The sequence below is a fragment of the Actinomadura logoneensis genome (assembly GCF_003428695.1).
In the GTDB taxonomy this organism is placed as follows: Bacteria; Actinomycetota; Actinomycetes; order Streptosporangiales; family Streptosporangiaceae; genus Spirillospora; species Spirillospora logoneensis.
The window spans coordinates 1-13,050 of sequence record NZ_QURH01001019.1; the positions used below are offsets into that span (position 1 = coordinate 1).

The following is a 13,050-nucleotide window of genomic DNA, read 5'->3' on the forward strand; positions in this document are numbered from 1 at the left end:
GCCCCCACCGCTCGACCCCGCGCCGGGCCTGGCCGACCTGGAGCGGCTCGTCGCCGCCACCGCCGACGCGGGCGTCCGCGTCGAGGTGCGGTGGACCGGCGAGCGGCGCCCGCTGCCGCCGGAGATCGACCTGTCGGCGTTCCGGATCGTCCAGGAGGCGGTGACGAACGTGGTGCGGCACGCGCGGGTGCCCGCCTGCCGGGTGACGATCGGGTTCGGTCCCGAGGAGCTGACCGTCCTGGTCGAGGACGACGGGACGGGCGGGACGCCGGGCGCGGCACGCGACGGCGGCGGGTTCGGGATCGTCGGGATGCGCGAGCGCGCCTCCCTGCTGCGCGGCGAGCTCGTCGCAGGGCCCCGGCCCGAGGGCGGCTTCCGGGTCGCCGCGCGCATCCCGACCCGCTCCGCGGCCGTGCCGGCGGTGGCCGGATGACCGCGGCGGACCGGCCGGTCCGCGTCGTGCTGGCCGACGACCAGCCGCTGATCCGGGCGGGGCTGCGCGTGCTCATCGCCGACTGCCCCGACCTGCGGGTCGTCGGCGAGGCGGGCGACGGCGCGGCGGCGGTCGCGCTCGCCGCCGAGCACCGCCCGGACGTGGTGGTCATGGACATCCGGATGCCCGGCACGGACGGCATCGAGGCGACCCGCCGGATCACCTCCGCCGGGACCGCGCGCGTGCTGATGCTCACCACCTTCGACGACGACGAGTACGTCTACGGCGCGCTGCGCGCGGGCGCGAGCGGCTTCCTGGTGAAGGACATGGCGCTGGAGGACATCCTGGCGGCGGTCCGCGTGGTCGCGGCGGGCGAGGCGCTGCTCGCGCCCGGCGTGACCCGGCGGCTGATCGCCGACTTCGCCGCCCGGCCCGAGCCGCCCGCCGCCCGTCCGGCCGAGCTGTCCGGCGTCACCGGGCGGGAGCTGGAGGTGCTGACGCTCGTCGGGCGCGGCCTGTCCAACGCCGAGATCGCCGCCCGGCTGACGATCAGCGTCGCGACCGTCAAGGCGCACGTGGCGCGGCTGCTCACCAAACTGGACGCGCGCGACCGCGTGCAGCTGGTCATCATCGCCTACGACGCGGGCCTGGTGTCCCCCACCGCGCCCTGAGTGCCCAGGTGGCCGCCCGTTTTTATAGGGTCTGACGACAGTCACACACCCGAACGGAAGGCGGCGAGGATGGCGCAGCAGGTACGCGGGGTCATCGCACCGGGCAAGGGGCAGCCGGTGCGGATCGAGACCATCGTGGTCCCGGACCCCGGCCCGGGGGAGGCCGTGGTGAAGGTGCAGGCGTGCGGCGTCTGCCACACCGACCTGCACTACCGCGAGGGCGGCATCAACGACGATTTCCCGTTCCTGCTCGGCCACGAGGCCGCCGGCGTCGTCGAGTCGGTCGGCGAGGGCGTCACCGAGGTCGCGCCGGGCGACTTCGTCGTCCTGAACTGGCGCGCGGTGTGCGGGCAGTGCCGCGCCTGCACGCGCGGACGCCCCTGGTACTGCTTCAACACCCACAACGCCAAGCAGAAGATGACCCTCACGGACGGCACGGAGCTGTCCCCCGCGCTCGGCATCGGCGCGTTCGCCGACAAGACCCTCGTCGCCGCCGGGCAGTGCACCCGGGTCGACCCTGCGGCCAAGCCCGAGGTCGCGGGCCTGCTCGGCTGCGGGGTGATGGCCGGGCTGGGCGCCGCGATCAACACCGGGAACGTCGGACGCGGCGACAGCGTCGCGGTCATCGGCTGCGGCGGCGTCGGCGCGGCGGCCGTCCTCGGCGCGCGGCTGGCGGGCGCGGCGCGGATCATCGCCGTGGACCTGGACGACCGCAAGCTGGCCACCGCCCGCGAACTCGGCGCCACGCACGCGGTGAACGGCGGGGACACCGACGTCGTCGCGGCCGTCCAGGAGCTGACCGGCGGCTTCGGCGCGGACGTGGTCATCGACGCGGTCGGCCTGCCGGAGACCTACCGGCAGGCGTTCTACGCCCGCGACCTCGCCGGGACGGTCGTCCTGGTGGGCGTGCCGACCCCGGAGATGACGCTGGAGCTGCCGCTGCTCGACGTCTTCGGCCGCGGCGGCGCGCTCAAGTCGTCCTGGTACGGCGACTGCCTGCCGTCCCGCGACTTCCCGATGCTCGTCGACCTGTACCTGCAGGGCCGGCTCGACCTGGAGGCGTTCGTCTCCGAGACGATCCCGCTGGACGGCGTGGAGGCCGCGTTCGAGAAGATGCACCACGGCGACGTGCTGCGCTCGGTGGTGGTGCTCTGATGGCCGCGCGGACCGACCACCTCGTCACCTCCGGGACGTTCTCCCTGGACGGCGGCACCTGGGAGGTCGACAACAACGTCTGGATCGTCGGCGACGACGCCGAGTGCCTGGTCATCGACGCCGCGCACGACGCGGACGCGATCGCCGCGGCGGTCGGCGACCGGCGGCTGGTGGCGATCGTGTCCACCCACGGGCACGACGACCACATCGACGCCGCGCCCGCGCTGGCCGCCCGCACCGGCGCGCCCGTCCTGCTGCACCCGGCCGACCTGATGCTCTGGAAGCAGAAGCACCCGGACACGTCCCCCGACGGGGAGCTGGCGGACGGCCAGGTCCTCACGGTCGCCGGGACGGAGCTGACCGTCCTGCACACGCCCGGCCACTCCCCCGGCGCGGTCTGCCTGCACGCGCCCGCGCTCGGCACGGTGTTCTCCGGCGACACCCTCTTCCAGGGCGGTCCGGGGGCTACCGGACGGTCCTTCTCCGACTTCCCGACGATCATCGACTCGATCCGGGAACGGCTGCTGACGCTGCCGCCGGAGACCGTCGTCCGCACCGGCCACGGCGACGGCACCACCATCGGCGCCGAGGCCCCGCACCTGGACGAGTGGATCGCACGCGGCCACTGACCTGGGCCTTCGCCACGACGGCGGCGCGCGGAACGGCGCCGCCGTCTTGACGGTTCGCGGGTGCGGCCGCCAGGGTGCGGCTAGTGTCCATCGTGCGGACGGGCCGTGACGCGCCTCCGCTGACGACCGGGGACTCCGGGGAGGTGCGGTGCGGATGCGGCACGGGATGCCCGCGGGGCACGGGATGCCCGCGGGGCGCGGGGCGCTGAGGTCCGGGGGGCTGGTGGCGGCGCTGCTCGCGCTCGGTCCGCTCGCCGCCGCCTGCGGGACGTCCAGCGCGTCGGACGGCCGGTTCGACCCGCCCGCGCAGACCGTCCTGCCGCCCGTCGCCGGGGTGCCGAGCGCGCCGGTGCCCACCCCGAACGAGCGCGCGCTCCCCTCGTCGTCCCCCGGCGCGGCCCCCGGGACGGTCGTCCCGCTCGGCAAACCGGGCTCGTGGCGCGTCACCACGTACTACACGGCCGTGGAGAGCCTGCACGGCGGTGCGATGACGCCGGTGAAGGGCTGCCCGACCCTGCGCTGCTCGCGCGGGCACACGCCGCTCGGCTCGTACCCGGCCGACTTCCTGCGCGTGATCCGCATGGAGGGCAGCGGCCGGATCACCTCCGGCCCGCGCCGGGGCCGCTACCTCAACTGGTCGCACAACACCGGCTACTGGCTGGACGACAGCACCCGCGACCCCAAGGGCCGTCCGCTGCGGGCGTGGGAGTCGGCCGCCGCCGACAAGGACGTGCTGGCGCGCGGGCAGCGCTTCGTGATCACCGCCTGCGGCGCGAACGTCCCTGCGCCGGTGTGCGCCAGGTTCCGGCAGGCCCGCTGGAAGGTCACCGACCTGTTCCGGCCCGGCTACGGCGGCCGGAGCCACGCCGACGTCTACGTGGGCGAGGAGACCGGGCCCGGCTTCTCCCGCTATGCCACGACCCTCACCGGAGCGTCCCTGGGCGTCCTGAGCTGACCGCGGGCCCCCGAACGTCCCGGACACCGGGCCGTCAGAACGTGAGGCCCGTCAGCGCCGTTAGGACGCTGCGCGGTCGGGGACGCGGGGGTGCGCCAGCCGGGTGGGCCGGATCCGGCCGCGCAGCTGAATCTCCTCGCCCAGCTCCCAGCGGGCGGCCTCCTCCGGATCGGCGCCGCCGACGACGGTCGCCGCGGCGAGCACCCGGTCGGGACGGCTCTTGGCCAGGTCGGTGAGGCGCGCGGCCTCGTTCACGGGGTCGCCGATCACGGTGTACTCGAACCGCTCCTCCGCGCCGATGTGCCCGGCGACGGCCTCGCCCGCCGACACGCCCACCGCCGCGGACAGGCCCGGCACCCCGTCCTTCAGCCGGACGGCGAGCTCCCGTCCGGCGGCCAGGGCGCGGCCCGCGGCGCCGGGCAGGTCCAGCGGGGCGCCGAAGATCGCCAGCGCGGCGTCGCCCTCGAACTTGTTGATCCAGCCGCCGTGCCGTCCGACGACCTCGACCACGACCGCGAAGAAGTCGTTGAGCAGCGCGACCACCTCGGTCGGCGGGCGCTCGGCGGCGAGCCGGGTGGAGCCGATGACGTCCACGAACAGCACCGCGACCTCGCGCAGCTCGCCGCCGAGGTCCACGCCGTGCTCGAGGGCGACCTTCGCCGCGTCCTCGCCGACCTGGCGGCCGAACAGGTCCTGGAGGCGCTCGTGCTCGCGCAGCCCGGCGGCCATGTGGTTGAAGCCCGCCTGCAGCAGGCCGACCTCGCTGGCGTCGTAGACGGGCACCTCGACGTCCAGCTCGCCGCGCTCGACGCGGGCGAGGCCGAGCCGCACCGACTCGACGGGGTCGGCGATCGCGCGGGCGGCGAAGTAGGTGACGCCGAAGCCGACCAGCAGGGCCGTCCCGCCGAGGGCGAGGACCGCGACCGCGAAGGCGTGCATGTTCACCCGGTTCAGCACGAACGAGCCGACCGCCAGCACCATCAGGCCGAGGATCGGCACGGCCGTGCCGAGCGCCCAGGCCAGCACCGAGCGGGCGACCACGCCGGGCAGGCCGGTGCGGCGCGGCAGCCCGGACCGCAGCGCGGTGGTCACGGAGCGGCGCAGCAGCCGCTCGGCGAGCAGGTAGACGATGGTGCAGGTGGTGAGGCCGCCGAGCAGGCTGGTCAGGCCGAGCTTGACCGCGACCAGCGCGGAGAACGGCAGGTTGACCAGCACCCAGCCGACCGTCCCGACGCCCCAGAGGGTGAGGTGGACGGCCATCAGCCGCAGCGGGCCGTAGAGCAGCAGCGCCCGTTCCCGGCGGTCGGGCTCCTCGTGCCGGTCCACCAGCCGCCGGAGCCGCCGGAAGAACCGCTCGCCGAGCAGCAGCCCGACCGGGACCGCGAGCACGACGTAGGCGGTGAACACCCAGACGTTGACGGTCTGCAGCCGGTGCGGGGAGTGGCCGCCCGGATTGGGGACGACCAGCGTGAACAGCAGCACGACCAGGGCGCCGCCGAGGTTGGCGAGGCCGGTGGAGAGCGTGACCAGGACGCGGGCGCGGCGGGTGATCTGGGCGCGGGTGTCCTCGGGGCGGCCGTCGATCAGCCGCCGCAGGAGGCCGAAGGGCGCGCGGGCACGCCGGTCCCTGCCCTCGTCCACCGCATCGCCTCCCACGAAGGTGGAGCGTATCTGGTCGTCCCAGGTGTTCCGTACATCACAGTCGTCCCAGGCGTGCCGCCAGGGAAGTATGACGCTCCGGACAGATCCGACTACCGCGTCGGCACGTTGACCGACCGGTCAGTCAGGGCATTTTCCCGGAACAGAACAAACACCCGTCTCCCCGGAGGTATCCCATGGGCAAGCCTGCATGGGAGGACGCCGTCGTCTTCGTCGCCGGACTGGTCGCCCTGGTCGCCCCGGACCTGTGGGCGGACGGCCACGGCCGCCTGCCGCTCATGGTCCTCGGCGCCCTGCTGCTGGTCGCGGGCCTGTTCCCGCTGCTCGGCACCGTGGGCCCCGCCGCCTGGACCGCCACCGCCTTCGCCCTCGTGCTGTTCGTCTCCCCGTGGGCGTGGCAGTTCGACGGCGACCGCAACGCGGCCTGGACGGCATGGATCGCGGGCGGCGTCGCGACTATCGTCGGCCTGTGGGTCGCCTACCGCACCCGCACGGTGAGAAGCTGACCGTCGCCTGACCGGCCGGGCGGCCATCGGGGAGGCCGAACATGACCGCAGCCACGCCGCCTCGTCGCCCGGCCGACGCCACCACCGCTCCCCCGGCCGAAGTCCCCTCCCCCGCCCCGCCCGGCGGCCCGGCCGCAGGCCCGACCGTGGGCGGGACGGGCCGTCCGGACGCCCGCACCCGGATCCTGGACGCCGCCGAGGCGCTGTTCGCCGAGGGCGGCTACGAGGGCACCTCCACGGCCCGCATCGCGCGCAGCGCGCAGGTGCCCAAGGGCCTGGTCTTCCACTACTTCCCGCAGAAGATGGACGTCCTGGTCACGCTGGTCGCCGAGCGCACCGAGATCGAGCCGGCCCCCGCCCCGGGCGTGCTGGAGGCCGTCCCGGGCGACCCGGCGGGCACCCTGGCCCGCCTCGCGCGCGGCTTCCCGCTGCGCGCCTCCCCGGCCATGCGGCGCATCCTCTTCCGCGAGGCCGACACGCACACGACCGTCCGGGAGCGGCTGCGCCTGCTGAACGGCGAGGTCGTGCGGCGGGCACGGCTCGCCCTGGAGATGGCGCTGCCCGGCACGCGGGGCGACCAGGCCCGGCTGGAGGTCGCCGCCGCGACCTTCGCGGCGGTGCTGCTCTACCAGGAGCACCTGGCCCAGCTCAGCGGCCACCACGTGGACCCCGAGGCCGTGGCGGAGCTGATCGCGCGGGCGCTGGGCGGCGCCTGACGTCCGTCCGCCGGGATCAGGTCTCGACGGGCGTGAGCATCCGGTGGGGGACGCGCAGCGCCTTGCTGACCGCGTCGTCGCGCCGACTGGCCACCGGCCCCGGATGGGTCACCAGGTCCCTCGGGTGGACGGGCCCGCCGCCGCAGGCCGGGCAGGTGCCGTCGGGGTCGACGCGGGTACCGCACGCCTCGTGCAGGAAGAGCCGGCAGACGCCGTTCTCGCCGAAGTTCCGCTCGCCCCAGCGGGCGAGGCCGTGCACGACCGGCCACAGCGACACGCCCGCCTCGGTCAGCACGTACTCCTGCCCCTCCTTGGCCAGGACCCCGTGCGTGACCAGCGTGGACAGCCGCGCCGACAGCACGGCGCGGGGGATGTCCAGGTGGGCGAGGAAGTCGCTGAACCGGCGGACGCCGTAGAAGGCGTCCCGCACGATCAGCAGCGTCCAGCGCTCGCCGACCACCTCCAGCGCCCGGGCCAGCGTGCAGTTCTGCCCGGAGTAGTCCTTGCCGAGTGCCATGCCGTGCAGGATACCCGGCCGCCAGTTCAATGAACGAACCTGATCGTGTACAGTCTCCGCCGACGAGGTTCGTTCATTGAACTGGAGACCGCATGACGACTCTGGCGACCCCCGGCGCCCCGCCTCCCGGCGCCCCACCGGCCGGCGTCCGCCCGCCGGGAGCGAGGGCCGCGCTGGTCCTGCCCGGCGCGGCGACCCTGCTGGGCCTGATGAACTACACCGCGCCCATCGCGACCCTCACCGACACCGCCGCCGGGCTGCACGCCGGGACCACCGCCCGGATCTGGGTGATGAGCTCGATCAGCCTCGGCCTCGCCGCCGCGCTGCTGGCGGTCGGCGCGCTCGCCGACGACCACGGCCGGCGCCGGGTGTTCGCGCTCGGCGGCGGCCTGCTCGCGCTGTCCAGCGTCGTGTGCGCGGTCGCCCCGGACTCAGCCGCCTTCGTGGCGGGGCGGATCGTCCAGGGCGCCGCGACCGCCGCGCTGCTGGCGACCGGCCTCGGCATCATCGGCCACACCTTCACCGGCGCCGCCCGCGCCCGCGCCGCCGGGATCTGGGGCGCGATGCTCGGGCTCGGCATCGCGCTCGGCCCGATCGCCGCCGCCGGAATCGCCCGGCTCGCCGACTGGCGGCTCTGGTACTGGGTCACGGTCGCCGCCTCGGTCGCGCTGACCGCCGCCGCCCGCGCCCTGCCGGAGTCGCGCGCCGAGCACCGGCGCGGCCTGGACCTGCCGGGCCTGGTCACCATGGTCGGCGGCGTCTCCGCCCTGCTCACCGCCGTCACCCTCGGCCGCACCGGCTGGACGCGCCCGACCGTCCTCGTCCTGCTGGCCGCCGCCGTGGCCCTGCTCGTCGCGTTCGTCGCCGTGGAGGCCCGCCGCACGGCCCCGATGCTGGACCTCGGCCTGTTCCGCCGCCCGGCGTTCCTGCTGTCGGTCGGCGGCGCGATGGTCACCGGCCTCGCCGTGATCGGCATGGCCAGCAACCTGGTCACGGTCATGGTCAGCGCGCTGGGGCTGTCCCCGCTGGCCGCCTCCTTCGTGCTGGCGATCTGGTCCGGCGCGTCCTACCTGGTCGCGCTGCAGGCCCGGCGGCTCCCCGCCCGCTGGTCGGCCGGCCACCTGCTCGCCGCGGGCCTGGCCCTGAGCGCCGTGGGCGAACTCGCCATGACGGGCCTCGACCCGGGCACCCCCTGGTGGGGCCTCGCCACCGGCCTGGTGATCGCCGGAGTGGGCAGCGGCCTGGCCAACGCCATGCTCGCCCGCCTGGCCGTCGACAGCGTCCCGCCGCAGCGCGCGAGCATGGGGTCGGGCGCGAACAACACCGCCCGCTACACCGGCGCGGCGCTCGGCGTGGCCCTGGTCTTCGCCATCACCACCGGCTCCGGCACGTCCCCCCGCGCCCTCACGCACGGCTTCGGCATCGCCCTGGTCGTCTCCGCCGTCGTCTGCGCCCTGGGCGCCGTCGCCGCCGTCCCCCTCACCCGCCGTCTCGCCGCCCACGCCACGTCCTCCGCGGTCGTCCCGTCCCCTCAGGAGCGGTAGCCGAGCGCCCGGAAGTGGTCGGCGGCCTCCCGCGCGGGGACGTCCAGCACCGCCAGGTCCAACCTCCGAACCGCCCCGTCGCGGCGGTGGTCGGAGAAGACCAGGACGGCCGTCCCCTGCCGGACGACGACCGCCCGATGGGACTCCCACGTCGGGCCGTCCCGGCGGAGATCGACCGACAGCGCGTCCTCTCCGAGCCGCGGCTTGGACACCTGGACGTCGATGCCGCACGCACCGGCGCGTTCCTCGAGAAGCGCCATCGCCTGGCGGGACGCCCGAAGAGTCGGGAAGACGAAGAACTGCGCCTGAAGCCGCTCGTCGGCACGCCCGCCGGGGGATTCCCGGGCGACGGTCACGGTCAGCCGCTGGACCGTCCCGGAGAAGTCCGGTCCGGGACCGCGACACCCCGGTACGGCCGGCGACGGCGACGCGCTGACCTTCTGGTGCGTCGCGCCGGCCGTTCCCGACCGCGGGAAGAGGTCGGCCGCCACGAGTGGCCGCGGTCCGGGTGACACCGTCGCCGGAGTGCGCCGGCCGGCGTCCGCCAGTTCCACGACGCCGAGCACGGCCGCCACGACCACGGCGGCGGCGACGATCATCGCGGCCAGGCGGGTCCGGCCCCGCGAGAGCCGGGCCTTCACCGTGCCCTCGGCCACGCCCTCCAGGTCCGCGATCTCGCTGATCGTGTAGCCGCCCATGTGGTGCATGACCAGGGCGCGGCGCTGGGGCTCGGGGAGCTCGGCGAGGGCCGCCACCAGATGCACGGACGACTCGTCCGGCGGCGGGACGTCGGGCGGCGGACCGTGCCTGCGGAGGCCCCGCAGGGCGACGGCGGCGCGGCGCCAGCGACTGGCCGCCAGACGGTAGGCGACCCGGGCGACCCAGGCGCGCGGCTGGTCGAGGTCGCGGACGTGCTCCCAGTGGGTCCACGCGCGGGTGAACGCCTCCTGCGCGATCTCCTGCGCCTCCGTCCGGTCGCCGGTACGGGCGCACAGCTCGGCCACCAGTCCCGGATACGCGTCGCGGTAGAAGGCGGGGAAGCCCGCGTCGTCCTCGTCGGCCACGCCCTCTCCTTCGGTAGGTCTCGCGGGATACACGCGGCAGGACCGGCGGAGGTTGCGGGATCAGGCGAGTTCTTCGACGAACGTGGCGAGCTGGGCGAGGTTGCGGCACTCGAACATCGGCAGCAGCCCACCGTACGCGGAGGCGGCGGAGTCGCCGGTGTCCCACTGCGGGCGCGGCTCGGGGTTGAGCCAGTAGGCGTGGCGGGTGCGGTCCACGAGCGTCCGCAGGACGGGCAGGGACAGCTCGCCGTAGTTGGAGCGGGCGTCGCCCAGGATCAGCAGGGACGTCCGGGACGTGACCGCGTCGCCGTACTTGTCGGAGAACATCTTGATGGCGTTGCCGTAGTTGGAGCGGCCGGTGATCCAGACGAGGTCGGCCTCGGCGGCCATCCGGGTCATGGCGTCGACGACGTCCGCGCCCGGGGCGAAGTATTCCGTGATCTCGTCGGTGCCGTCGATGAAGGCGAACGCGCGGACCTTGCTGAACTGCTCGCGCAGCGCGAACGTCAGCAGCAGGGTGAAGTGCGCGAACGAGGAGACCGAGTCGCTGGCGTCGCAGAGGACCACCAGCTCGGGCTTGTGCGGGCGGCGCGGCCGGTGCCGGGTGGCGAGCGGGACGCCGCCGGTGCCCAGGGACGCGCGGACGGTGCGCCGGAAGTCCAGCCGCCCCCGGTTCCCCGCGCGCTGCTTCTGGACGAGCCGGGACGCCAGCCGCCGGGCCAGCGGGTACACCTCGCGGCGCAGCGCGGCCAGCTCGGCGCGGCTCGCGCGGTTGAAGTCCAGGTGCTCGATCGGCGGACGCGCGGAGATGCGCGCGGTGCGCTCCACGCCGGTGTCCTCGGCGATGCGGCGGCGCACCTCGGTGGCGACCAGGTCCCGGAACCGGGAGATGCGCTCGTCGAACGTCCGCCGCGCCACGCGTTCGGCCATGCCGCCGCGCTCCTGGCCGGTCAGGACGGCGTTGAGCAGGTTCGCCATGAGCGTCTCGGGCGACAGCGCCCGCGTGACGCCGGTGGCGAACCACGACCCCTGCCCCTCGGCCCGGCCGTACTCGGCGACGGCCGTCCGGGCGAACTGGCGCAGCCCAGCGTCGTCACCGTCCAGCAGGAGGTCGAACAGCGCCTGGCGACGTTCCTGGACGGCGGGGTCGAGCGGCGGGGGCAGCGGGCGCCCGTCCGGGCCCCGCGTGCGCGCGGGACGGTCGGACGCGGGCGCGGAGCCGTCGCCGAGCGCGGCCGGGTACCAGAGGTCGAAGAGCGTGTCGAAGACCGGGCGGTGCGTCGGCCGCTTCACCAGCGTCGCCGCGTACGCGGCACGGAGGGTCTCGCGGTCCAGCAGGTCCACGGCCCGCATCGCGCGGACGGCGTCCAGGCCCTCGGCGACCGACACCGGAAGCCCGGCCTCGCGCAGGGCCGCGACGAACGCCGTGTGCCGGTCGATCAGGGAGGCCACCGCGGTCAGCCCTTCAGGCCGAGTTCCCGGCGGGCCCGCTCCTGGTCGGAGACGTGCTTGAGGACGACCCCGAGCGTGCGGGCCACGGCCCCCTCGTCCAGCTCGTCCAGCCCGAGGGCGAGCAGCGTGCGCGCCCAGTCCACGGTCTCGGCGACGGACGGCGCCTTCTTGACCTCCAGCGCGCGCAGCGTCCCGACCGTCCGGACGAGCTGCTCGGCCAGTTCCGCCTCGATCCCGGGGACCTGGGCGAGGACGATGTCGCGCTCGCGCTCGGCCGCCGGGTAGTCCAGGTGCAGGTAGAGGCAGCGCCGCTTGAGCGCCTCGGACAGCTCGCGGGCGGCGTTGGAGGTGATGAGGACGAACGGCCGCCGGACCGCCGCGACCGTGCCCAGCTCGGGGATGGTGACCTGGAAGTCCGACAGCACCTCCAGCAGCATGCCCTCCATCTCGACGTCCGCCTTGTCGGCCTCGTCGATCAGCAGGACGGTCGGCCCGGTGCGCCGGATCGCCGCGAGCAGCGGACGTTCGAGCAGGAAGTCCTCGGAGAAGATGTCGTCGTGCGTCTCCTGCCAGCCCCGGTCGGACGGGGCGGCCTGGATGGCGAGCAGCTGCTTCTTGTAGTTGAACTCGTACAGCGCGCGGGCCTCGTCCAGCCCCTCGTAGCACTGCAGGCGGATGAGCTCGGCCTCGCAGGCGCGCGCGACGGCCTTGGCCAGCTCGGTCTTGCCGACCCCGGCGGGCCCCTCGACCAGCAGCGGCTTGCCGAGCGCCTGCGCCAGGAACACCGTCGTCGCGATGGACTCGTCGGTGAGGTAGCCGCCCGCGGCGAGCCGCGCCGCGACGTCCTCCGGAGAGGCGAACAGGGCGTTGACCGTCATTCAGTGGCCTTTCGGGGTGGTCGGCTCGCCGTCGGGCGCCGCGCCCTTGGCGGCCTTGCCGCCGGACGTCCTGGTGTAGGTCTGCCCGGTCCCGGAGAACGTCATCTTCCTGCCGTCCTCGCTGACCGTCGCGCCCCAGTAGTTGCTGCCCTTGGGGTCGCCGCCCTGCCACGAGAAGCGGAACCGCGACCGGCCGTCCGGGATGGCGAGGCCGCTCCAGAGGGTCTGCCCCTCCTTCTTCCAGACACCCGTCCCGTCGGCCTTGAACTGGAAGTAGTCCTTGCCGGCGCCGTCCCAGCGGCCGACCAGGCCCTTGACGGCGGCGGGATCCACCTTGGGCAGCGGCGCGAGCTTGACGGGCCGGGCGTCCCCCTCGCTCTTCTTGGCGTCCCCGCCGCCGCCACCGCAGCCGGCGGCGCCGGCGGCGAGGAGCGCGACGAGGGCGGCGCAGCCGAGCCGAGACACGGCGCGTGTCCGCATGCTCACCTGGACCTCCGGATGATCTGTGGGGAACGGGACCGGCAGTTTACCGGCGGGTAGCCCTCCGCAGCAGCCCTCCGCCCAGGCCATTCCGGCGGCGCCTCTCGGGGAGGTCCGCCGCGGCTGCCGGGCCGGGCGACGCCCTGTGGCAGGCCCGGCGGCCGTCCTCACCCTGCGGAGCCATCCGCGGGATGGCCCGCCGGGGTGAGGACGTCCCGGGACCGGACCGCCTACAACATGACCATGACCGTTCCACGTGAGGACCTCGTCGCGGGGCTGGCCGCCCGCCGCGAGCTCGGCCCCGACTACGACGCGGCCTTCGCCGAGGTGATCGCGGCCCGGATCGAGGAGCAGCTCGCGGCCCGGCAGGCCGGGCGCGAGCTGCCCCGGC

14 protein-coding genes are annotated in these 13,050 nt (G+C 75.0%); 8 read left to right on the plus strand and 6 right to left on the minus strand.

Annotation, left to right across the window (positions count from 1 at the left end; all coding sequences use genetic code 11):
- From DZF91_RS35315 to DZF91_RS35335, 5 genes are all read left to right on the plus strand, one after another.
- Window positions 1-433, plus strand: a 433-nt coding sequence (locus tag DZF91_RS35315) for a sensor histidine kinase (RefSeq protein WP_328589262.1), incomplete at its 5' end; no start/stop codon positions are given.
- Window positions 430-1,104, plus strand: coding sequence for a response regulator (locus DZF91_RS35320; protein ID WP_117361384.1), 675 nt, complete (start codon window positions 430-432; stop codon window positions 1,102-1,104). The genes DZF91_RS35315 and DZF91_RS35320, both read left to right, overlap by 4 nt.
- Window positions 1,105-1,173: 69 nt before the next feature.
- The gene (locus tag DZF91_RS35325) at window positions 1,174-2,259 is read left to right on the plus strand and encodes an S-(hydroxymethyl)mycothiol dehydrogenase (protein ID WP_117361385.1); all 1,086 of its coding nucleotides are present in this window, start codon (window positions 1,174-1,176) and stop codon (window positions 2,257-2,259) included.
- A complete protein-coding gene (locus DZF91_RS35330; RefSeq protein WP_117361386.1) occupies window positions 2,259-2,888 on the plus strand; it encodes an MBL fold metallo-hydrolase in 630 nt (209 codons plus the stop codon). The genes DZF91_RS35325 and DZF91_RS35330 overlap by 1 nt, the downstream gene beginning before the upstream one ends.
- A 154-nt stretch (window positions 2,889-3,042) precedes the next feature.
- Window positions 3,043-3,843, plus strand: a complete 801-nt coding sequence (locus DZF91_RS35335; protein WP_235834793.1) for a hypothetical protein — start codon at window positions 3,043-3,045, stop codon at window positions 3,841-3,843.
- A 60-nt stretch (window positions 3,844-3,903) separates the two neighbouring features.
- On the opposite strand, the gene DZF91_RS35340 is transcribed toward DZF91_RS35335, so the two are convergent.
- Window positions 3,904-5,499: an adenylate/guanylate cyclase domain-containing protein gene (locus tag DZF91_RS35340; RefSeq protein WP_235834794.1), complete on the minus strand. Its 1,596-nt coding sequence runs from the start codon at window positions 5,497-5,499 to the stop codon at window positions 3,904-3,906.
- Between the two features lie 179 nt (window positions 5,500-5,678).
- Here DZF91_RS35340 and DZF91_RS35345 point away from each other — a divergent pair, with 179 nt between their 5' ends.
- On the plus strand, window positions 5,679-6,008 hold the full coding sequence (locus DZF91_RS35345; RefSeq protein ID WP_117361388.1) for an SPW repeat protein: 330 nt from the start codon (window positions 5,679-5,681) through the stop codon (window positions 6,006-6,008).
- A 41-nt stretch (window positions 6,009-6,049) separates the two neighbouring features.
- The gene (locus DZF91_RS35350; RefSeq protein ID WP_117361389.1) at window positions 6,050-6,724 is read left to right on the plus strand and encodes a TetR/AcrR family transcriptional regulator; all 675 of its coding nucleotides are present in this window, start codon (window positions 6,050-6,052) and stop codon (window positions 6,722-6,724) included.
- A gap of 16 nt (window positions 6,725-6,740) precedes the next feature.
- On the opposite strand, the gene DZF91_RS35355 is transcribed toward DZF91_RS35350, so the two are convergent.
- The gene (locus DZF91_RS35355; protein WP_117361390.1) at window positions 6,741-7,241 is read right to left on the minus strand and encodes a winged helix-turn-helix transcriptional regulator; all 501 of its coding nucleotides are present in this window, start codon (window positions 7,239-7,241) and stop codon (window positions 6,741-6,743) included.
- A 92-nt stretch (window positions 7,242-7,333) separates the two neighbouring features.
- On the opposite strand from DZF91_RS35355, the gene DZF91_RS35360 reads away from it, so the two are divergent.
- A complete protein-coding gene (locus DZF91_RS35360) occupies window positions 7,334-8,785 on the plus strand; it encodes an MFS transporter (protein WP_199487114.1) in 1,452 nt (483 codons plus the stop codon).
- On the opposite strand, the gene DZF91_RS35365 is transcribed toward DZF91_RS35360, so the two are convergent.
- From DZF91_RS35365 to DZF91_RS35380, 4 genes are read right to left on the minus strand one after another with little or no spacing between them, the layout of a single operon-like run.
- On the minus strand, window positions 8,773-9,849 hold the full coding sequence (locus DZF91_RS35365; protein ID WP_117361391.1) for an RNA polymerase sigma factor: 1,077 nt from the start codon (window positions 9,847-9,849) through the stop codon (window positions 8,773-8,775). The two genes, DZF91_RS35360 and DZF91_RS35365, sit on opposite strands and share 13 nt — an antisense overlap.
- Before the next feature lie 60 nt (window positions 9,850-9,909).
- Complete coding sequence (locus DZF91_RS35370; protein ID WP_117361392.1) at window positions 9,910-11,301, minus strand: vWA domain-containing protein; 1,392 nt, start codon at window positions 11,299-11,301, stop codon at window positions 9,910-9,912.
- A gap of 5 nt (window positions 11,302-11,306) precedes the next feature.
- Complete coding sequence (locus DZF91_RS35375; protein ID WP_117361393.1) at window positions 11,307-12,179, minus strand: AAA family ATPase; 873 nt, start codon at window positions 12,177-12,179, stop codon at window positions 11,307-11,309.
- Complete coding sequence (locus DZF91_RS35380) at window positions 12,180-12,659, minus strand: hypothetical protein (protein ID WP_235834796.1); 480 nt, start codon at window positions 12,657-12,659, stop codon at window positions 12,180-12,182.
- Window positions 12,660-13,050: the final 391 nt, after the last annotated feature.

Bases quoted from the DNA above. Each gene is read 5' to 3' on its own strand.
- DZF91_RS35320 (WP_117361384.1), top strand. From the start codon at position 430: ATGACCGCGGCGGACCGGCCGGTCCGCGTCGTGCTGGCCGACGACCAG.
- DZF91_RS35325 (WP_117361385.1), top strand. From the start codon at position 1,174: ATGGCGCAGCAGGTACGCGGGGTCATCGCACCGGGCAAGGGGCAGCCG.
- DZF91_RS35330 (WP_117361386.1), top strand. From the start codon at position 2,259: ATGGCCGCGCGGACCGACCACCTCGTCACCTCCGGGACGTTCTCCCTG.
- DZF91_RS35335 (WP_235834793.1), top strand. From the start codon at position 3,043: ATGCGGCACGGGATGCCCGCGGGGCACGGGATGCCCGCGGGGCGCGGG.
- DZF91_RS35345 (WP_117361388.1), top strand. From the start codon at position 5,679: ATGGGCAAGCCTGCATGGGAGGACGCCGTCGTCTTCGTCGCCGGACTG.
- DZF91_RS35350 (WP_117361389.1), top strand. From the start codon at position 6,050: ATGACCGCAGCCACGCCGCCTCGTCGCCCGGCCGACGCCACCACCGCT.
- DZF91_RS35355 (WP_117361390.1), bottom strand. From the start codon at position 7,241: ATGGCACTCGGCAAGGACTACTCCGGGCAGAACTGCACGCTGGCCCGG.
- DZF91_RS35360 (WP_199487114.1), top strand. From the start codon at position 7,334: ATGACGACTCTGGCGACCCCCGGCGCCCCGCCTCCCGGCGCCCCACCG.
- DZF91_RS35375 (WP_117361393.1), bottom strand. From the start codon at position 12,179: ATGACGGTCAACGCCCTGTTCGCCTCTCCGGAGGACGTCGCGGCGCGG.
- DZF91_RS35380 (WP_235834796.1), bottom strand. From the start codon at position 12,659: ATGCGGACACGCGCCGTGTCTCGGCTCGGCTGCGCCGCCCTCGTCGCG.